Origin of the sequence: Serratia sp. C2(1) (genome assembly GCF_036352655.1) — a bacterium.
GTDB lineage: Bacteria > Pseudomonadota > Gammaproteobacteria > Enterobacterales > Enterobacteriaceae > Serratia > Serratia inhibens.
The window spans coordinates 1-21128 of sequence record NZ_JAZFBA010000008.1; the positions used below are offsets into that span (position 1 = coordinate 1).

The window sequence follows — 21128 nt, forward strand, 5'->3', positions numbered from 1 at the left end:
CGAGTACAAGCTGGGCAGCTTCGAGGCGAAACTCGGGGCTAAAATTGCGTCTGTTACGACCGGTCATAATGTCACCTGTTTTGACTGTGAGGTGATGATATCACCTCTATTTAGGTGGCCAAATTCAGTGTGCCACTACACAATCAGAGATAGGCGAAGGGGGTTATTGAGCGCTTAACCGCCAACGTTGTAGTTTGCAAAATCAATAAATATGTAAGCAGGTTTAATCTCTACCTTGATAAATATAATAATCAATGGCTTTTAACCGGCCTTTCACTTTTGGGCTGTCACATTATTTTCATTTTTTCGTTATAATCTCATTAATACTACGCACACCGGCTCGTCGCAGGCCATTGTGTTTATGGCGACTCACGTCACGATAGGTAATACCCATATCAGTGGCGATATCCAGTGGGCGCTTACCGCTAAGCAATGCACCTAACACCGCTCTCTCCTGAGGCAGGTATATTCCGGCGTCATCGCCCTTCATCGTGCTATGTGGCATATGCATGTTGTAAAACAGGAGATTGTCCAACACCTCCAGATCGGCATTTTTTCCGATTACCGCAGTGTACCCTGCCGCCAGAAAGGTATTCCGTAAGACTCCCGAGTTTTTATCGATGAGCAGAATACACCGTCCTCTGGTATAGTCAGGCAGGTTTAGCAATCGGGGGAACTCACTCTGCAGCGCCCCAATACCGCACAACAACATGTCCGCCCGCCCCAGGGCAAGCAGCTTCATCAACTTCGGGAAAGAATGCGCGACACCTGTTATATGCCAATTGCTATGGCGCTCGCATAGCAGCGTTAATCCCAGAGTGGAATATTGGCAGCTATCAAAGATAAGCACTTTTTTCTCTTCAATTTTCATTCCCGGGCTCGATGCTGATGTTATTTCCTTCATTTTATCCATCCTGACACTATATAAAACCTCACTCATACCAATTCGATATTTATATTATGCATGGGAAAATAAAAATAAATATCAGCAAAAAAAACAGTTAGCGTAGTCAAAAGACGATGCAGATGTAATTTAAGGACTACAAAATAATTAATTGCAGTCATTCGGGACAGTAATTACACTTGGTGAAATTTCAGGGAAGTTTTCCCGTTGTGTTTAACCCTAAAGCAAGGAGCGGAGCCTCAGCATGAACAAAGTCTTGATTGTAGATGACCACCCGGTAGCCCGGTTGGCCATCAAAATGCTGCTGGAAAAGGACCAACTGAGCGTGGTCGGCGAAACCGACGACGGCTTAGAGGCGCTGCGGCTCACCAAGCAACTGATGCCAGACCTGGTTATCGTTGACATCGATATCCCCTCTCTTAACGGCATCGAGGTAGTGCAGCGCTTGCGCCGAAATGGCTTCACCGGCGGGGTGCTGGTGCTAACGGGTAAAGACGACGACCATTACGTCAAACGCTGCGCCGCGGCAGGGGCGGACGGTTTTATCAGCAAGCGCAATAATCTGACCGAGCTACATGACGCCGTGCGCGCCATCAAAGGCGGCTACGGCTACTTTCCGCTGAACAGGGCACGCATCGAAGCGGCCGGGGCTTTGCCGGGGGACGATATGGGGAGGATCGCCTCCCTTTCCGCTAAGGAACTGCAGGTACTACACTTTTTAGCCAAGGGGATCAAAGTCATCGACATTGGCCTGCAGATGCAGATCAGCGATAAAACCGTCAGTACCTATAAACGGCGGCTGATGCAAAAACTCGAGCTACAGAACATGCTTGAGTTATACGATTTTACCCAACGCAACAATTTGGATTGAGTACTTTTATGCGCACAGTGTTGCTCTGTTGTTTTCTGCTGTTGTGTTTGCTGGCAGGAGGGAGCAGGGCGGAGGCGCCGCAAAATATGCGGTTATTTAGCCGAGAAACCATTCTCCCAGTTAAATTTACGCTAAGTGATGAAGAGTGGCGATGGTTGGGGCAAAAGCAGGAAGTCAAGATCGCAACCTATGCGCCGGCAAACCCGCCCTACAGCCTGGTACCTGAATCGGGGACATTTGAAGGAATTTCGGCAGATTATGCGCTACTTGTATTGCGTTACCTCGGTTTACGCTTCCAGGTTTTGCATTACCCCAGCCGGGCGCTTGCCATTGAGGGTATCAAGTCGGGCGCGGTAGATATATTATTGGACGACGATGGCGGAATTTTGACGCCCCTCCCTGGGATAATCAACAGCGTTCCTTATATGCCGGACCATCCTGCCCTCATTTCCCGCGAAACGGCCATGTCCAAACCGTTGCCGGTGATCCCAGACGCGCATATTGCGCTGGTGCGCGGGTATCTCAGCGATGAATGGGTAGCAAACTATTACCCCAATGCAAAAATTACCCGCTATGCTTCCCCCCAAAGCGCTTTGTCTTCCGTCGCCTTTGGCGAAAACGATTATTTTATCGGTAACCTGACCACCGCCAGCTTTTTAATCGAACGCAATTACGCCACCACCCTGTCCGTCGCGGATATTTTCCCGAAAGAAGAAACGGGGCCACGGTTTGCCTTCCGTACGCAGGATGCGGTGTTGCAACGCTCGGTGAATACCGTGTTGAAGGCCATTTCCCCAATCCAACATAATGTCATCTTCCGTCATTGGAGCCAGGGGCCAAACCTGTGGTTATTTCAATCCCGCCTGCCGTTAACTGACAGAGAACAACGTTGGTTGTCTCAGCATAATGAGTTGCGCGTGGTAATTAATCCGCTGTATGCGCCATTCACCTTGTTCAATACGCAAAAACAGTTTCATGGTATCGCCGCGGATATCCTGCGCCTTATCCATCTACGTACCGGCTTGAATTTTAAAACGGTTGAAGCCGATAACGTCACCAGCATGTTCGACATGGTGCAACAGCATCAGGGCGATTTTATTGCCGCCATGAGCTACAGCGAACGCAGAGACAAGCAGCTGTTGTTTACCCGCCCCTATGTTTTACCGCCCTTCGTGTTGGTGGTACGGGACACGCCCACTGCACCAAGCGCATTGACAGAAAACCTTTCGGTGGCGGTTACGCCCGATAATTCATTGAGATCCTGGCTGAAAGAACAATACCCTTCACTGACCTTGATCGATGCCAAAAACGCCAGTGTCGCGATGCAGATGGTCAAAGAAGGAAAAGCAGATGGCGCGGTGAATAACCTGATTGGCGCTCGCTACCTGATTGACCGCTATTTCCGCGGGGAACTCAAGGTGGCGACCCGACTGGGGGATAAGCCCGCCCGAATCGGTTTTGCCATTGGGCGCGACCAGCCTGAGTTATACAGCATACTCAACAAGGCCCTGGCCGATATCCCGCCGCGTGATATCTCCATGATAGCGAATAAATGGCAGGGAACGCCGGATGTCAAACTGGATACCTGGGTGGTCTATCGCTCGGAGTTCTATTGGCTGGCCAGTATTTTCGCCGTATTGGTCATTACCTCGTTAATTTGGAATTATTATCTGCACCGCGAGATTCGCCTGCGTAGAGAGGCACAGACCAAACTGCAGGAGCAGGCGACATTCCGTGAAACGCTCTTCAATGGAACCCCGGTACCGGTATATGTGATAGATACCAATGGTGTTCTTATTAATTATAACTCGTCCTGGCTAACGTTTTTCACATCGGAAAGTTTAACCTTGAGCCGGCAGCCCCTGAATACTCCTCAGCATCCTTTAGCAAACCTATTTCAGGATTTACAGCCGTTATTGCTCGGAGGGGAGAATCAAACGTTACCACCACGCCAATACCGGGTCTCCAACGGCAACGAAGAACGGGTTATTGTCCATCAGGCGGTAACCTACCGAGATCATACTGGCGCTATAACCGGGTTAATAGGCAGCTGGCAAGACATCACAGAACATGAAAAACTGCTGGACGCGTTATCCATAGCTCGTGAGCGCGCCGAACAAGCCAGCAGAACCAAGAGCACTTTCCTTGCCACTATGAGCCACGAAATACGCACGCCTATCAGCGCGATTATTGGCCTACTGGAGCTGGTAGTCACAACACCGGAGCCGCAACGCGGAGAAACGGAAAAAGACTCCATTCGCGTAGCCTATGAATCATCCCTGTCGCTGATGGGGTTAGTGGGGGATATCCTTGATCTGGCTAAAATCGAATCCGGTAAATTAGAACTGTCGCCGGATTGGGTGCAGCCAGGCATGCTGGCTCTGCCGGTAGTCCAGGTGTTCGAAGGTCTAGCCAGACAAAAGGGCCTGATCCTCGATTATTATGTCGAATCTCTGCACCCTGATGAAATTTATCTGGACCCAATGCGGTTGCGGCAAATATTGTCGAACCTGGTCAGCAATGCCATAAAATTCACCGAGCAGGGTTCAGTGCATGTGCGGTTGCAGTGCCAGCCAGAAAGCGCTAAACATGCCGTGCTGATATTGTCCGTTACCGATACCGGCATTGGCATCGCAGAAAATGAACAGGCAGATATGTTTATCCCCTATGTTCAATCCGAAGCTAGCAAGCATCAGCATGGCACCGGCCTGGGGCTGGCAATTTGCTCGCAGCTGGTTTCCATGATGCATGGCACCATCAGCCTGCATAGCCAACTTGGCCGCGGCACACGAATAACCGTATGTATCCCCGTACCTCACCGGCAACATCGGCCGACCATAGAAAATGTGCCGCACGAATGCGTAAGTACGGACCAACCGCTGCGTATTCTGGCTGTTGACGATCATCCAGCCAACAGGCTCTTGCTCACGCGTCAACTTACCCGATTGGGGCACCAGGTGATCGAGGCTGAAAACGGGGAGCAAGCCCTACACTATTGGCAGGAGCAAGATATCGATCTGGTCATCACCGATTGCAGCATGCCGGTTATGGATGGGCTGGCGCTGACTCAACAGTTGCGGAAGAGACAAAAAAGGCCATTAACCATTTTAGGGCTGACCGCCAATGCGCAGCCTGAAGAACGGGTTCGTTGTTTGGTCGCCGGCATGGATGACTGCTTATTCAAACCGTTGCGTTTATCGCAGCTTGAACAGTTATTACGGCGAGTGCCGCGACAACGCCCGACCCCGAACGGCGCTAACAGAACCACCCTCGCTGAGTTAGTCAACCTTTCGGAGTTAAGCGTTCTGGCTCAGCAAGATACCGATTTATTGTTCACGTTGCTGCGCGCTACCCGTGAAGAAAATACGCTCGATATGCAGCAATGCCGGCGTCTGCTGGAAGACGAGAATTGGCAGGCCCTCACGCGATGTCTGCATCGCCTCGCCGGTGCGGCACAAATTATCGGCGCAACGGAAGCGGAAACTCACTGCCGTGGGCTGGAGAAATATTGCGAGAATACGCCATCGCCGGATAACGCTCAGGTTGCTCAACGGTTGCAGCAGGCGCTGGCGACCCTTGATGAACTCAACCAGGCGATTGATCGGTTTCTCGCGGAATAACCTTGGCACCATATTAGGCGCGTTAGTTTTCATCAATAAATATAACGCTACAGGTTGAATTCTCGGCAGGATATCGGCTCGTGGTATCCTGCCTCTCCCTTCAGATACCGCGTGGCATTTTCAAACGGGCAGCTTACCGCCCCATTCGAGTAGGCCTTTTACTCGATCGTTACATAAATAAATGACGACAACACTATCATCCTTTCCTTACAAAATTTTCAGCCAGTAATGATATTTGCCCATTGTTGTTAATGGATATAATTCAGCATTATCGATGTGGCATAAAAATTAAATCACTTAAGGGCATCCCATGTTGAAATATATTATCTACGATCTTCCATTAAGCGTTTTGCTTACCGCCATGATGATGTTTTCTCTGATCTTGGTGGGTGGAATGTCATATTTTATTTTTTCAGGTTTTTGACATCAAGGCGATTTAATATGAAAAACCGTATCATTCTTTGCATTTTACTCTCGGGCATGGCCACCACCGCCGGCGCCAAATCACTGTCGCAGTCGTCTATTTCCCTTGACCAAGCGACGAGCCTGGCCAGCGCGGCAATCAAATCCTGCAGCGCCAAGGGTTATAACGTCAGTGTCAGCGTGGTGGATAACGCCGGCTTAACCCGTGCGGTGCAACGCATGGATAACGCCGGGCCGCATACCCTGGAGGCCAGCTATAAAAAAGCTTACACCGCGGCCTCCAGCGGGCTGATGACCAGCCAACTGCTGGAAACCTCGCAAAAATACCCGGCGGCCAGCAACCTGTCGGATATTCCGGGCTTCCTGCTGCTGGCCGGCGGTGTGCCGGTAAAAGAAAACGATAAAGTGATCGGCGCTATCGGCATTGGCGGCGCACCCAATGGCAATATCGATGAAGCCTGCGCGCTGAATGCCATTAAACAGGTTCTCTAAAGAACCCTCAATTGAAATGCTTAAGCTCCATATTCAATCAATGGATTATGGATAACTGTTGACTCCACGCTCTTTAAAGGACATGACCATGAAACGTCTGCCACACGCATTTTTGATTCCGCTGATTTCTCTGAGCGCCTCTGCCGCATTCGCCGCCGAAGCGCCGAAAAGCGGTTACTACGGTGCTCTGAATTTAATTGAAACACGTCAGCAGGCCCGCAATATGGACCTGAGCGAGCGCCCGGGCATTGGTACGTTCGTGGCCGGCGCGGAAAAGCAAAACTTCCTCAACGGATCTGTAGCGGCGGGTTATCAGTACGGTAACGGCTGGCGAACTGAAGGTGAATACGTATTCAAAAAACACAATGAATACACCAGTGGTTCATCGACCTTCGCCACAAGCTTCAACCATATGAAAACCGATTCGCAGCGCATGATGCTCAACGTTTACCGTGACTTCATGCTGACCGACAAGCTGGCGGTGTACGCCACGGCCGGCGCCGGTATTGCCAAAATTAACGTAGGCGGCTGGCAGGGCAACGACACCCGCTCATTTGCCGACAGCACGCAAACCAACTTCACCTACTCCGTCGGCGCCGGTGTTTCTTATGAGGTGCTGGAAAATCTGGCGCTGTACGCCAGCTACCGTTACGTCGACATGGGCAATGTAGAAAGCGGGCGCAATACCTTCGTCAACGCTCGCGGCCTGCAGGATGAAAACCTGCGCGCCCGTCTGGTAAACAATGAATATCTGGTCGGTATTCGCTATACCCTGTAAGCGGAAATAACGGCGGTGTTCAGATACCTTTGCGGGGCCAAAGAATTTCCGGTCATAAATGTTAAACCGACAAATAAAATAGTCAGTAGACATGGGACATATTTCTTTTTTATTCCTGGCGTTACTCTTGCTTTCGTTAAGTTGCTTTAGTTTTTATCGACATGTCACCTTGAACAGAAGGAGAAAGCTGTTCCTCAGCAAATATTCATTGCACAAGGCAGCAAGAAAAAGAGCCTATTAATCTTATCGACCCCAAATCCTTATACTGTGTCTATCCTCAGGCGTCTGTCTCTCCCAGGCGCCTTTTATTCATACCACAAACTTTTCTTTCACTTACCACAGTGAAAAATTTCTAAGGTATAACCGATAAATGAAAATCTCCCGACTGCCCCTGCTTATCCCTCTAATTGTTCCCTTTTTATCCTTGCAGGCTAGCGCATCGCCGACCGGCTGCGAGGCAAAAAAGAGCGCCATTCACAGCCAGCTTGAACAGGCAAGAACGCATGGCAATGGCCCGCAGGTGGCCGGCCTAGAAAAAGCGCTCGCCGAAGTGAACCAACATTGCACTGAGAGCGGCCTGCTGAATGAACAGCAAAAAAAAGTCAGGGAAAAAGAGCATAAAGTCGCCCAGCGGCAACTGGAACTGGACGAGGCGAACGCCACCGGGCGGCAGGATAAAATACTCAAGAGACAGGAAAAGCTTAATGAAGCCAACGCGGAGTTGACAGAAGCACGCCGTGCATTAGGCCACTAGCAAAATCCTTTTCCGCATAACGTTTGATGAGAGATTAACGATGAAAATCTGTAACCTGGCGCTGTGTTTACTGTTGGGCACCTTAGCCCTATCCGCTACGGCGGAGGAGGTGAAAAACCCGCTTAGCGTGCACGTTTTGAACCTGCAAACCGGCCAGCCCTCACAGGGGATGACCGTGACCCTGGATAGAAAAGAAGGGGACCATTGGGTCCGACTGTCTTCCCTACCGACCGATGCCCAAGGGCGCATTGCCAGCCTTTATCCCACCGCGGAGCAGCTTAAAAAAGGTGACTATAAAATCACTTTCGAAACGGGAGCATATTTTTCTCAACGACAACAAAGTACATTTTATCCGAAGATACCGGTGATCATTCACTTTGAGAAAACCGATACGCACTATCATGTGCCCCTGCTGGTCAGCCAATACGGTTTCTCTACCTATCGCGGAAGTTAACGGATAGCCTTCGAGCCGCCCAGTGGGGCGGTGCCGGCTGCCACCGTTGCCGCCTAAGGCGGCTTCCTACATGCTACCCTACAGAGGAAACGCGTATGAAAAACAATGCGATTGTCAACACCCTGATTGCCACCGCCATTTTTACCGCCTCGCCGGCCCTGCTGGCCAAAACGTCAGAGAACTTCGTGTACACCAGCTCTGGCGAGCTTGAGGCCGCGTCGGGCGTCCTAGCGCGCCAGGATATTGGCGGCGCGCAGATCATCTACAGCTGGCGTTCCCTCGAACCCGCCAAGGGGGAATATGATTTCTCGCAGATTGAACGCGACCTGGCTCGTCTTGAGGGCTCCGGGAAAAAACTGTTCATTCAGATTCAGGACCGTTTCTTCGAAGCCCATGCCCGTTACGTTCCCGACTACCTGCTCAAAGAGCTTCGCTATGGAGGTGGCTTGGCGCCGCAGTTCGATAACCCGGGGGAAGGGAAGCCCGTAGGCTCTGGCTGGGTCGCACGGCAATGGGATCCCGCCGTGCGCGAACGCTATCAGGCGCTGTTGGCGGCGCTGGCGGCACGCTTCGACGGCCGCATCTACGGGGTGAATCTGCCGGAAACCGCCATCGACATCAACGAGAAAAAACCGCCTATTGGTTTTTCCTGCGATACGTATTTCGCCGGTGAAATGGCGAACCTGGTCTTTGCACGCCAGGCATTCCGTAAATCGCATGTGGTGCAGTATGTTAATTTTTGGCCCTGCGAATGGAACAACAACCACAACTACATGGGGCGCTTATTCGCCTTCGCCAGCGCAAATAACATTGGTCTGGGTGGGCCGGATATTGTCCCCAACCATAAGGCGCAGATGAAGAACGCCTATCCCTTCTTCCATCAATACGGCAATAAACTGCCGCTCATCGCCATGGCCGTGCAAGAACCCACCCTAACCTACACAAATCCTGAGTCGGGCCGCCCATTCAGCAAGGTTGAGTTCGTGCAGTTTGCGGAAAACTACCTCAACGCCGATATCATTTTCTGGAGTACGCAGTCCCCCTGGCTGACCGGTGAAAAGAGCGTAAAAACCGCCGCAGACTAGCGCAGCATAACCGGCGCCGGTTATACAAACTTCTCCAATGCCAATTTGTAATCCAAGTCTTACAGCCATTGACGCATTTGATTTTATTAAGTGCTTCCAGCGTCGCCGGATTGCGCACCGGCAGACGTTGCTTTCCCTTACGGCGAAAATTCAGTTTCAGCAGGCAGTAAATTCGGTGAACGCGTTTATGGTTCCACCTATTGCCCTGCCTGCGCAACAACTGGAACAGCTTCTTAAAGCCATATCGTGGATAGCGCTCCGCCAGTTCAGTCAGCGCCTGGATCACCGGCTCATCGCGACGGGTATCGGGCTGGTAAAAATAGACCGTCCTGCTCAGCGATAATGTCCTGCATACCTGGCGTACGCTCATCGAAAACATCTCTTTCACTAGCTGACGAACTCAGGCTTTATCGCTGGTTTTATAGCTTTTTTTCAATGACGTCTTTTAACGCGCGATTTTCCAGACTCAGGTCGGCAAACATCTGTTTGAGACGGCGGTTTTCGTCCTCAAGATCCTTCATCTTTTTGATATAAGAGGCTTCCATGCCACCATACTTCGCTTTCCAGTTATAGTATGAAGCCTCAGATATTCCCGCTTCGCTGGCAGACATCTTTGACGGTACGTCCGGCTTCAACAGACTTCAGAGCAGTGATGATCTGGTGCTCGGTAAATCAGGCTTTACGCATGGTGATCTACTCAGGGACATAATCAGTATTTCGGAAGATCTCTAAAAGTGAATGGTTCGGTTAAGCGGGATACTTACAGTCTATGCAGGCTATCGCTACGTCGATATGGGCAACGTGGAGAGCGGGCGCAATACTTTTGTGAACGCACGCGGTCTGCAAGATGAAAACCTGCGAGCACGTCTGGTGAATAACGAGTATTTGTTCGGTGCGCGTTATATCTTCTAAATAAAGTAGCATGAGGGGGATTGCCCCTATTGCTTTAACGCTTTCTGTTAAACAATTAGCTGGTGAATTTTAATGCCTGTCTGGAAATCTCCATTTTATTTTTTCTGACGTTGCTGTGTGTTTTTTCTTTCATTCAACATCTCAAAATGGTTAATAGGAGGCAATTTTTCGCGAGACGATTCGATCGCCGCAGAATCACGAGAAAATCTCTGCATTAAGCATTGTAAATTAAAATCCTTATGCTGTGTCTATCATCGAGCGCCTGTGTGCATATACCAGGCGCTTTCTTCGCCGCTCCAGAGAGCGTTATATTCAAAAATAAGAGGGCCGGTTTATGAGATTAAAACGAACCTTATTGGTTGGGATAATCACGATGCCAATGTGGATCTCTTCCGCTTTTGCCGACATGGCAGGATGCAGCGAAAAAAAAATGGCAATCCGCATGCAGATTGAAGACGCCCGCATTCATGGCAATACCCACCGTATTTCCGGGTTAGAAAAAGCGTTAGCGGAAGTGGATGAACACTGCGATGAGCACGAGTTAGTACAGCAAAGACGGCAAAAAGTCGAAGAGAAAGTCTATAAGGTAGAGCAGCGACAACGCAAGTACGATGCTGCGAAACTCAGTGGGCAAGCCGATAAAATACACAAAAAATTTCAGAAGCTGGATGAGGCTAAAGAGGAGTTGGCAGAGGCCAAGACCGCGATGCAACTCGCAGGGTGAGGGATAAAAATACCTTCGCCAATATACCTGTAAATTTTACGTTTGCATCTTTCCCCCTGTTATTTCATACTGTCCGCGTTATATTAACGGTATGTTCTGTAGCAGTGTTCGGCTCCGGTATTGATGGGCGTCATTATCGGTGCCCCCTATTACTTCATTCGGTTTTTGAATTCATCCGTAATCAGCCATAACGCACGATTCAGTTTTATATCGCCATCGAGCCCCACTTTATGGTCGGTACCCGGCTGGAAGCTGAAGTCGAACTGCTCCAACGTCTTCACCCTGGGGAGGCGGGCTTGCTTCAATTGGGACTCCATCCCTCGTTGATGGCGACTGCTCCATTCCTGTTGCAGCACGCTGCACAGGAACTCGCGATAGTTGAGTTCTTCTGTCACCGCTTACCCCACACCTGCTACCCCCAGATGCTCCATTTTCAGACGGCTCCGCAAGTATCCAGTTAATGCATCAAAGCTCTCAGAGGCTGGTGTTCTACCATACTCACCTGTTGCCACTGCGGTGCGTAGTGTTCCGGAACGGACTACCACCGCGGCAGCTCAGGCGGTGTGTGACCACAAGCAGCTCATGATACCGTCGAAAAAATGGGGAATTATGTGAAGAAAACCGAACGCGAAAACTCCTGTTTATGTCATTTTTAGAAACTGCTGATTCTTTTAATACCATTTATTTTTAATAGCCAATTAGCATAGTATATAAGTGCTATAGAAGATGGTTATTATCAAAATACAAAAAACTATTAATCAGGAGTATGCTCTCATGATAAAAGAGAAAATTAAAAAGAATGAACTATCAGCAAAGATAATTGCCGAGGCAATGCAAGTATTAAAAATAAATATTGATAATTACAAAATCAATGAGTGGCCTTGGTTTAATCAATGGGCAAAAAAAGAACACTGGGGGAAATACATCAATACAATCCTAATATCTTCCCAAGGAATTGAATGTATTGATGAATTTAAATATTTAGAAGAGCTTTTTGATTTTGTTGAATCAGAGGTGAACAACTACCTCTCTGATGATAATAAGGGTGGTGAAATTATTTTACAGGATATAAATAGCAGACTATCTAGAATTGAAGAGGCTATTTTTAATGGCGACAAGGCACCTTATAAATATTACCCTTGGTTTTCTCGATGGTTAAATCTACATCTTTTAATTAATGGAGTTTTATCCTCCAAGGAGGATGACTATTTCTTGGAGGATTTATATTATTCAATATCTGAATATATCGATTTGGTGGTGCAATCTGCGGGAGATGCACGGGCAAACAAAATAAATATAAAGCTAACAGGCTCAATGAATGATAGAGCTTTCATTTATGATGAGTATAAAGCCTTTCCATTATCCATTGAGGTTGATAGTGGAAGTGACGAAGAAAAAGAATTGCGTAACGCTTTAGAAGTTACTCGAGAAAAAGCGGTTAATGAGTATCTGTACTCATTAAATATTTCTGATGCTTCAGAGTATCTTTCCATCCTAAAGAAAAATTCAATGGTATATAATCCATTGTTAACCCCAACCAAATAATCTATTGACATAGTGCTTTTTAAAGTTATTTCTTTAAGGTTTTTTCAGGAGGGTAATTAGGCGAATAACTTAATCTTTCCAGGCAGGTATCAATAATTTGAATTTAGAAAGGATACACATCATGATAAATGAGAAAGTGAATGTTCACCAATTGTTTTCAAATCTTGCTCAGGGGTTGGTTGGCTCAGTTCCTATTGCAGGTTCCGTTCTAAAACCATTAACAGGATTATTATTTAATTGGTTGGACGGCAGCCCTGATCCATGGGTTGAATTCGAGGGTAAAATCAACAGGTTAATCAGCAGGAAAATTAACGCCCAGGAAGCAATGTTAATACGAAATAACCTGAATGGATTCGATGCGCAATTAAATTCATTTTTTAAGGAATACGATAATAGCCATAGCCGCGGGAGATTAAATAACGAAATAGACGGGTTCAGAATTAGAATTGGTGCATTAGCTGATAGATTAAGCGGTTTTTCACCCCATATTATGAATCCCGGTTCCTTTTCTACCACAGTTCCTTATTTTGAACATTATTTCTTGCTTTGCGTTTCAGTTTATGCCATTGGTGAAAAACTTGAAGTTAAGTCTTATGATTTTAGGCAACGCCGAAAAGATTTATATCAGATGACATCACGTTATTTATATAACGCATGTTACAACATTTCAGATGAAAGACAAAAAAACATTGTATATAAAAACTTCAACACAGGTTCAAATAAGAGAATTGGGAACGGTGTGTATGACGAACTTCAAGGGAAAAGAATAACAGAAGGATTGTTTGGATGGCCAAGCTCTGTAACTCAGCCACTCTTACCTGCATTAAAAAAAGCAGCGGGAGTATCAGCCGTAGCGCAAACAATGCGTTACCCAATTATAAACATTGCATCTGTCATTGATAGTGATAATGTTCCTGGAATTACTGGAGATAGTATTAGTTATATTTACGAATTAGTGATGAGTGATATATTTGTGCTTTTTTTGAATGACTGGAACACATACGCATTAAGAAACATCCGAAATCGTGACGTTATCCACAATGATATTAGGATATTAGCTTCGCAATCAAGCTCAGTATACGAGAATGTTTTAACCCCCCCAGTGAAGAATATATTTCACATCAGTGGCGGGAGAGGTTAATATTAATAGCTTTCTATTAAGAACTCATCTCTTATAATATAATAAAAAAACCACCTGCATAGCGGGTGGTTTTTTATTATTAACCTCATTCAAGTAAAAACATTAGTGATATCACTTGAATTCTATCGCTCGGATAGCTATTTCCCGGCAATGATTCTCTGCTGCCTCGCCGGTTAGCCAAGACAGCATCATGACGATCGGCTCTGTGCGACGGACAGATAATCGGTATAAATCTGCGGTGAACCGGAAAATGACGCTAGTTGCTTCCACTCTTCATACATTTGCTTGGTGTCGCGATGCGCTTTGGCGAAGGTTGCCGCTTCGGCGGTGGCGATATCGGGCTCCGGATAGAACACGTCCAGCGCCGCCAGGCTGACGATTTCCATCATCACCGCGTACTGGTCGAGCCGATTGCCGCGCTCTCCCTTCAGCAAGTGAAACTTCCAGCCCGGATAATCCTCAATGCGATGGTGATTTTCGGCGATAAAGCGTTCGAATTGCGCCGGAGTCACGCCTTCGCGCAGCGCCAGATTGTGGATGCCGATAATGCGCGCCTCGGGCGGTGCGCCCGGTCGTTCCCAGTAGCGCGGGCCGGGCGGCACGTCGCTTTTTCTGTTCTCAGCCAGCAGGCGATAATCGCTGAACAGCGTCGGCAGCAGGCTGTAGGTGCCCAGTTTTCGCCACTCGGCGAGGATTTCCTGCGCGGCGGCATGCCGCCGCCAGAATTCGTGCGCGTGCGCCGTTCGCTGCCCGGTGGCGGTGACGTAACGATCGCGCTGCTCGGCGCTGTCAATCTCGTACAGCATCAGGTATTGACCGACGCGTTCGCCGCGTAGGCCGCGCAGCAACGTCCAGCGCCAGCCGGGATAACAGGGGATATGCACGCCTTGTTCGCGCACGAAGGTTTCAAACTGTTGTGGCGTGACGCCGGCTTCGGTATCGATGCCGATGTAATAGAAGCTGAATACCGGTTTGGGATCGGAGACAGTCGTCGTCATCTTTCACTCCTGATTGGCGAATGCGGCGGAAAATTGGGTATTGATAATGGCTTCGACCAGCGTGACGCCGATGGGCGTGAGCGTAACGCACGGGCCATCGACGGTGACCAGCGCTTTATCCACCAGGGTTTTCAACGTGCGGCGGATGACCGGGTTAGCAAACAGGCTGTTGCCGTCAAAGCGCCGTTTAAACACCCGATCGTCCACCGGCAGCAAGGTGGAGAGCGCCATTTTGAAGGCGTTCACTTCACGCTGGATCGGGGAGAAACCGCGGCTTTCCTCGATGGGCAGGCGGTCTTGGTTGAGCGCCTCCTTGTACTTCTTGTAACCGGTGATGTTGATGGCTTCGGATCGCGTCGATTTGGAGCTGCCGCCCAAACCGATAGCCACTTCCGGATACTGCTTATCGAGATCGGTGATGAGCGCTTTCCACTTTTCCGGCTGTTGGTCATTGCGGTGAAAGTACATGGTGGGGTGTTCGGTATAGCCGCCATTCAGGTAGTTCTCGACCAGCTCGCGCATTTGGTACTGTTTGCCCAGGCCAGGGAAGCGCAGGTTGTTGATGCTGATCAGCCCCTTTTTCTGCCACAGGCTTTCGCGCTCGCCCGAGACGCCGGTGCGATTTTTAATAAACTCATCCATGTGCAGCTTGGTGCAGACGACGTGCGACAGATTCAGCTCGAGGGTTTTTTCCATGTCGTATTTCACGTCGTCCACGCTTTGGCCCAGCATGCCGTAAATGAGATCCACGCTGACCCAATCAATGCCGAGCGCGCGCGCATGATGAATGGTCTCCACGCACTCTTCGGCCGAGTGCATGCGCCCGCAGGCGGTGATGATGTCGTCATTGAAGGATTGGGTGCCGAAACTGATTTTGCTGAAGCCGAGCTCTTTCAGCAGCGCCAGATAGGCTTTGTTCAGGGTGCCGGGCTCCCCTTCGAAGCGCAGGGTGGCGTTGGCGAAGTTAAAGTGGCTGAAGTAGAAGGCCATCATGCGGCGCAGTTCCGGCTCCGGCAGCAAGGACGGCGTGCCGCCAAAGACGTTGAATTCGCCGATTTCCACTTCGGCCAGGCTGGGCACGCGCGCCAGCCACATTTGCGCCTCCTTGATGTTGAAATCGACCAAATCGCGGAATACCGCCTGAGAGGCGGGCGCCTTGGGATTGAGGATCACCGTGGGGTACTGACAAAAATGGCAACGATAGCGGCAGGTCGGGATATAGGCCCAGAGGTGGATTTTGCCCGCCTGGCGAATGTCGCCCTCCATATCGGCAAAAAACGCGGCCAGCGGGTAGTCGACGAGATCGCCGGGGAACACGTGACAGCCGAACGGATCCTTATGGACGTACTCCAGAAAGGCCCGGTTTTCCGGTTGCGCCAGGAACGCGTTCACCCGCGGCGTGGGATAGTTTTCATCGATATCCAGCAATGAGTGCAAGGCTTCGTCGTTCATCAGAATACCCCTCCGTTGCCGAAATAGTTGTGGGCTTCGCCGGACTCGCGGTCTTCACAGAAGTAATAAACAAAGCGGGTGAAATCCTCGTCTTTGATCGTATCGAAGCAGGCCGGCAATGCGGGCGGGAAGCTGATATCGTCACCGACGGCGCGCCGCATGGCGGCAAACAGCGCATCGCGAAATTCGAGGTAGAGCCGATAGGCGGGGGTTTTGTAGGCATGGATCGGTTTGAAATCGATGATGCGCATCTCGTGTTTCAGCTCGTGAATGCGGCGGTAGAGGCTGTCGGCCAGCGGGCCGGAGAAGAAATCGCGCACTTCGCTGTTTTCCAACAGCAGATACGGATTGAGCAGCACCGGCAGTAAGATATTCTTTGGCGTGTAGTCCTTGACCGAGTAGTCCCAGGCCAGTTTCGCCTCCGCCGGCGTGGCGTCCGCCAGCGCGGTTTTTTGCCGCTCAACGTCCGGCCGGACGTCCTTCATGATAATGATGCCGTCCTTGCCGTAGGCGATACCGTTGATCACCTCATCGAGAATGGTGTCCACCCGGCGGCTGTTGATCTCAACGTAAGCATGGCGAGCGTAAACCGGCTTGCCGCCGTAGGCGATGACCTTAATGCCGAAGTCCCAGTCGTCGGACAGGTGTTCGACAAAGCGGCCATGGTTGAGCTGGTAGAAGATTTCGATGCCGCCTACCGCGTCATACAGGCTGCGCTCTACCCCGAACCCTTTGCCGTCGGGGAAACCGCCGAACAAGGAGAACGAAAATTCGCGCAGACGCAGCGTTTTTTGGATCTCGCGGAACAGATTGGGGCGTTGCTCAAACTCTGCGGGAGAGTAGTAATAGTTGCAGGTGCCCAGGTCGCCTTGTTGCTCGATCATGGTATTCACCAGCTCGTAAAGCCAAAATGCATCCACGGTGCAATCGGCATCGGCGGAAACGATATAGTGCTTGCGTTTATTTCCCAGCCGGCTGTCGCGGGCTTTAGAACGTAGCGACGCATAGTCCATGCCGCGTTTTCTGGCCGAGGAGACACCCTGCACCGTTTCGGCGATAACATGAATGGCCATAGCCGGATGCCTTTCACTAAACGCGTTTATTTTAGCGACGGAATCATCGGTGGAGTTGTTATCAACGACAATCAGTTCGTAAGTGTCGTGGGTGATTAATTCATTCTTGGTGTGCTGATTGAACAGCGAAAGTAAAACCGCCTCAATACGGTCGCTTTCATTATAAACGGGCAGTACGACAGACACAAAAACAGTATCATGCATAGATCCTCCAAGGGCTAATGAAAGTCCACAGTTAGAAATGGCTTGTCTGAAAATGAAATGTCACGTTATTCGATGATTAGCTGATATTTAAGAACTCCATGACGTTGTTGGATAAAATCCGCTTGCCCAGCGCGTAATTCTTTTCCGCCACGCGCTTCATCTTCTCCTTGTTATTAATGAACCGGTAGACTTCCTGGATGAATTCGTCGTTCGGCGGCCCATCCTGTAACTCGGAGATCGGCATGACAGGCGCTTCAAACCCATGCCGGCCGTAGACTTCGTGATAATATTCGTAGCGAGTGGTGATATAGCAACGGCGGCAACTGATCGCTTCGCCGATAGGATTGCCATAGCTATCATAATCATACGAGGTGAGAAAAGAGACCAGGTCGCAAGAGTGATAGAGGTCCTCTATGCAAAACGCATCGTTTTCCGAGCGCATATCGACATGGGGAAGCATGCCGACGAATTTGACATAGGGGAGAACATTCAGTTCCTGCGCCAATTTGGCGAGTTGCAGATAACATGACGGATTTTCATATTCATTGCCGGCGATCGCCAAATAGGCGCGTCGAGTGTTGTGGTCGCGGATAAATAAAGCGTTAAGCCGGCTGATCAGCACAATATCGCGGTCCAATCTTTTCTGAGGGATTATGCGGGTGGTTCTGGCAATGAGAAGATCATTATCGCGAATATTCATCTGCTTTCTTATATTCGTTCTTTCGTGACTGTCCGAGAAGTCATAGGTATTTTTCTTTACCTCGACATGGACATCATGATTGCACCAGGCCTCCAGCTTTTGCTTCAGATCGTGATTGAGCGTGACATAGGTAATGTATTTTGAAGGGATAGGTTTGATGGCGTGAGAATAAGGCGGCGGGCCGTATTTGAGCGCCTTTTTCTCGCTGTTCCACATCAGGTCATGATCGCGCCAGATGACGAAACGCGTCAGTCGATAACGTCGGCCATAATCTTCGATCGCCAGATACAGCGCTTTGGTATAGATGATGTTTTCCGGCAGCGTGCCGTTTTCCACCACCACATGGCTGACTGCGAGCGCTTCCCATTGGGCGATGAGGCGATCCGCCAGCTGCCGCGCCGTCAACGCGATGGTATACAACAAAGCGGTTTTTTCTTGCTCGTCAATGGGCGTTTTCTGGCCGATCAACGCCGCGTGCGCGTAGTCGAGAAAGGCGGGATGGTAATCTGGAATCGACGTGATGTCGTCCAGGCGGACCAGCGTAAAGACATCGCGGTAGATGTCATGCTCATGCTGATAGGGTTTATTAAAGTTTCCCTTATCAATCTTGATGTCGTATCCCAGATCAAGATAAGAGCGAAATCCACAGGCTTGCAGTCGTTTGGCAATCTTCATTGCTTCCACCGTGATCCCCGAGACCGAGACGGCATCGAACGAAATGAACATTGCATTCTTCTCTTGCCTTTCGTGCATAAAACTAACTCCTTATAAATTGGTATATCATCAGTCAGTTACGAGGAAAAATAAAATAAGATTGTTGTCTTTTACTCAAAAACATTAAAAAACAACTTACTTAGTGCGCGGCTTATAATGATTTATAATGTAATAGCCGTTTTTTTAATGTTTACCAGACAATTCCGTTATGATCTCTTTTAAATCGCACTTATTTAATTTCAAGTTTTCATTAACATACAAATAACTATAAAACCCTCCACCGTTAATTTGTGATTGATGAGACTTAATTTCATTGCATAGTTCAAAATCAGGCCAGTTGATGTCAGGGATTATAGTTATCCCTTGACCTGATTTTACCAAGTCAGCTCTAATATTATTGCTATCAACGCAAAAAACCTCCCCATGAAATCCATTTTTTTTTAACTCGTTATATATCCTCATAAAAAAAACAGTTCTTGAAAAACATGAGCACTGTATGAAATTTAAAGACTTAATATCATCACACTTGTTGTTTGATAGTATTGTCGGTGATAAATCATTAGTTATTTCAAACATATTTTCTTTAGTGTTTATTCTTTTTAATGAAAATATAATATCTGAAAATAAAACAAATTCATTAATATTATTTTCGCATTCAACAGCCATGAAATTAATTGAAGCATTTCCCCTTAGCTTTTCATTCATTCTGATCATTAGCTCTTCTATGTATGGAAATAATGCACCATAAACAACTGCATTAATTCTGTATTTTTTATTATGCATGGCCATTACTTTATCTAAACTATAGTGCAAATCCACAACCTTGTGGTAAAGCTTATACCCCTCCATTGATGGAGTTATCTTCCCATTAATTCTACAAAATAGATCAACACCTAGCTCACCTTCCAGCTCTCTTATTTTCTTGCTTAAAGGAGATGGTGTAATAAATAATTTTTCTGCAGCTCTGGAAATAGATCCCTCTTCCATGACCTTAATGAAATAAAGTAACTTCTTTGAACTAAATGACATATTCAACCCTCCGTGCTTTATCTTAAAAACAGCCAAGCCACCACATAAAAAATAGAACAAACAAAAAAAAATTGATGTAGTGCTATTATTTTATCTAAGTAGGGGAAGGATGACTTTAAACGAGTAATCACCTACCCCTCTCGTACAAAGAAAAACTCCTCATGTAAGAAAATTAGCTTTTAAATCATTCTTGTTAACGGCAAGGAATGTAAAGAACATGCTATTTTTTCCAAAGTTTAACGCGAATAAATGAAAGTGTTTTTATTGGATTTCTACTTAATCTTATCAATAAACCTGTTGCTATTGATGAAGCGGCAACAGCACCTACTGAATCAGGTACAACTACTTCCATTGGGAAGGAAAGGTCAATTATACTAGCCATGAACTCATGGCCAAAAATGCCAAAGGAGAATGAGGACAAGAACAAAGAAATATTTTTTGCACAAGAAAATTCGTTATCTTTAGGTAAGTTAAAAATAAAAATAACAGAACCAGTTAGAGCGCCTAATAATATTTCAAAATCAATAAACCCAAAAAAATCAACATAATCACCAACTCTATTTAGCAGCATAAAACTAGCATCATGAATCATATTCTCAGTATCCATATGCATTCTTGTCTCCCTACCTTTTCGCAAAGAATTTATGACATAGAAATATTTATTAAATTAGACTGCAATTAATAAACCAATGGAAATTAACCACATGCCATATAATAGTACATTATATTTATATACACATCATCATTTCATGTCATTTTTTGACAAACCACTACTATTAATTAAATCAATGATTGTCTTTGCCCTGAAGCATACTTAGCTGGGTACGTTCGTGTCGAAAATATGCCGCAAGCTGGGTATTTCCGACTTGGCGCAAAAGTATGGTGATATTTCTCCTTTAGAACTGAAGCACATGCGGTTGCTCGAGGAGAACAATCCTTTGCCTGAAGAAGTTGGTTGCCGATCTGACCCTCGACAAGGCCATGCTGCAGGACGTACTAGCAAAACAGAACTGACGCTGACACGCCTGCGCTAGTTGCAGATCCACTACGGTGCCGGTGAAAGACAGTTTTTTTGCGCTGCAGGTTAGCCGCAGTTCGTTCCGGTTCCGCTCTGTTACTGCCGACGACAGTACGCTGCCCCTTCGAATCACCGAAACCCGATTTGGGGCATGGATTTTTTTATGATGCGTTGTTTGACGGTCGTCGGCTCCGTCTGCTAGACGGTCATTGATCTCTACACGCGTGAGTGTCTGGG

General features: G+C 48.0%; 18 protein-coding genes and 2 pseudogenes. 11 read left to right on the forward strand and 9 right to left on the reverse strand.

Going from position 1 to position 21128, the window contains the following annotated elements:
- Positions 1-298: 298 nt before the first annotated feature.
- The gene (locus tag V2S86_RS24455) at positions 299-904 is read right to left on the reverse strand and encodes a LuxR C-terminal-related transcriptional regulator (protein WP_330764507.1); all 606 of its coding nucleotides are present in this window, start codon (positions 902-904) and stop codon (positions 299-301) included.
- Between the two features lie 244 nt (positions 905-1148).
- Between V2S86_RS24455 and V2S86_RS24460 the strand changes: the two genes are divergently transcribed.
- From V2S86_RS24460 to V2S86_RS24490, 7 genes are all read left to right on the forward strand, one after another.
- On the forward strand, positions 1149-1775 hold the full coding sequence (locus tag V2S86_RS24460; RefSeq protein WP_330764508.1) for a response regulator: 627 nt from the start codon (positions 1149-1151) through the stop codon (positions 1773-1775).
- Positions 1776-1783: 8 nt separating this feature from the next.
- The gene (locus tag V2S86_RS24465; RefSeq protein ID WP_330764509.1) at positions 1784-5395 is read left to right on the forward strand and encodes a response regulator; all 3612 of its coding nucleotides are present in this window, start codon (positions 1784-1786) and stop codon (positions 5393-5395) included.
- 441 nt (positions 5396-5836) lie between these two features.
- Positions 5837-6310: a GlcG/HbpS family heme-binding protein gene (locus V2S86_RS24470; RefSeq protein ID WP_330764510.1), complete on the forward strand. Its 474-nt coding sequence runs from the start codon at positions 5837-5839 to the stop codon at positions 6308-6310.
- Between the two features lie 88 nt (positions 6311-6398).
- Complete coding sequence (locus V2S86_RS24475) at positions 6399-7088, forward strand: outer membrane protein (protein WP_330764511.1); 690 nt, start codon at positions 6399-6401, stop codon at positions 7086-7088.
- Between the two features lie 370 nt (positions 7089-7458).
- Positions 7459-7842, forward strand: a complete 384-nt coding sequence (locus tag V2S86_RS24480; RefSeq protein ID WP_330764512.1) for a DUF1090 domain-containing protein — start codon at positions 7459-7461, stop codon at positions 7840-7842.
- Between the two features lie 40 nt (positions 7843-7882).
- Positions 7883-8296, forward strand: a complete 414-nt coding sequence (uraH, locus tag V2S86_RS24485) for a hydroxyisourate hydrolase (protein ID WP_330764513.1) — start codon at positions 7883-7885, stop codon at positions 8294-8296.
- 95 nt (positions 8297-8391) lie between these two features.
- Positions 8392-9381 (forward strand): hypothetical protein, encoded by a 990-nt coding sequence (locus V2S86_RS24490; RefSeq protein ID WP_330764514.1) that lies wholly within the window; start codon positions 8392-8394, stop codon positions 9379-9381.
- An 82-nt stretch (positions 9382-9463) separates the two neighbouring features.
- On the opposite strand, the pseudogene V2S86_RS24495 reads toward V2S86_RS24490, so the two are convergent.
- Positions 9464-10038: pseudogene (locus tag V2S86_RS24495) on the reverse strand (transposase); the annotation flags it as partial.
- A gap of 81 nt (positions 10039-10119) precedes the next feature.
- Here V2S86_RS24495 and V2S86_RS24500 point away from each other — a divergent pair.
- Entirely contained in the window at positions 10120-10293 is a 174-nt protein-coding gene (locus tag V2S86_RS24500) for a hypothetical protein (RefSeq protein WP_330764515.1), read from the forward strand.
- 334 nt (positions 10294-10627) lie between these two features.
- A complete protein-coding gene (locus tag V2S86_RS24505; protein ID WP_330764516.1) occupies positions 10628-11017 on the forward strand; it encodes a DUF1090 domain-containing protein in 390 nt (129 codons plus the stop codon).
- Positions 11018-11241: 224 nt separating this feature from the next.
- On the opposite strand, the pseudogene V2S86_RS24510 reads toward V2S86_RS24505, so the two are convergent.
- Positions 11242-11415, reverse strand: a pseudogene (locus V2S86_RS24510) (ATP-binding protein); the annotation flags it as partial.
- 376 nt (positions 11416-11791) lie between these two features.
- On the opposite strand from V2S86_RS24510, the gene V2S86_RS24515 reads away from it, so the two are divergent.
- Positions 11792-12562 (forward strand): hypothetical protein, encoded by a 771-nt coding sequence (locus V2S86_RS24515; protein ID WP_330764517.1) that lies wholly within the window; start codon positions 11792-11794, stop codon positions 12560-12562.
- Positions 12563-12683: 121 nt separating this feature from the next.
- Positions 12684-13703 carry a hypothetical protein gene (locus V2S86_RS24520; protein WP_330764518.1) on the forward strand — a complete coding sequence of 340 codons (1020 nt, stop codon included), beginning with the start codon at positions 12684-12686 and terminating at the stop codon, positions 13701-13703.
- 188 nt (positions 13704-13891) lie between these two features.
- On the opposite strand, the gene V2S86_RS24525 is transcribed toward V2S86_RS24520, so the two are convergent.
- The 6 genes from V2S86_RS24525 to V2S86_RS24550 form a co-directional block, all read right to left on the reverse strand.
- Positions 13892-14701, reverse strand: coding sequence for a hypothetical protein (locus V2S86_RS24525; protein WP_330764519.1), 810 nt, complete (start codon positions 14699-14701; stop codon positions 13892-13894).
- 3 nt (positions 14702-14704) lie between these two features.
- A complete protein-coding gene (locus tag V2S86_RS24530) occupies positions 14705-16153 on the reverse strand; it encodes a radical SAM protein (protein WP_330764520.1) in 1449 nt (482 codons plus the stop codon).
- Positions 16153-17430: a glycosyltransferase gene (locus V2S86_RS24535; protein ID WP_330764521.1), complete on the reverse strand. Its 1278-nt coding sequence runs from the start codon at positions 17428-17430 to the stop codon at positions 16153-16155. Before V2S86_RS24535 ends, V2S86_RS24530 begins: the two co-directional genes overlap by 1 nt.
- Before the next feature lie 76 nt (positions 17431-17506).
- Positions 17507-18883, reverse strand: a complete 1377-nt coding sequence (locus V2S86_RS24540) for a glycosyl transferase family 2 (protein ID WP_330764522.1) — start codon at positions 18881-18883, stop codon at positions 17507-17509.
- Positions 18884-19027: 144 nt separating this feature from the next.
- Positions 19028-19873, reverse strand: a complete 846-nt coding sequence (locus V2S86_RS24545) for a helix-turn-helix domain-containing protein (RefSeq protein ID WP_330764523.1) — start codon at positions 19871-19873, stop codon at positions 19028-19030.
- A gap of 220 nt (positions 19874-20093) precedes the next feature.
- Complete coding sequence (locus tag V2S86_RS24550) at positions 20094-20480, reverse strand: putative holin (RefSeq protein ID WP_330764524.1); 387 nt, start codon at positions 20478-20480, stop codon at positions 20094-20096.
- Positions 20481-21128: the final 648 nt, after the last annotated feature.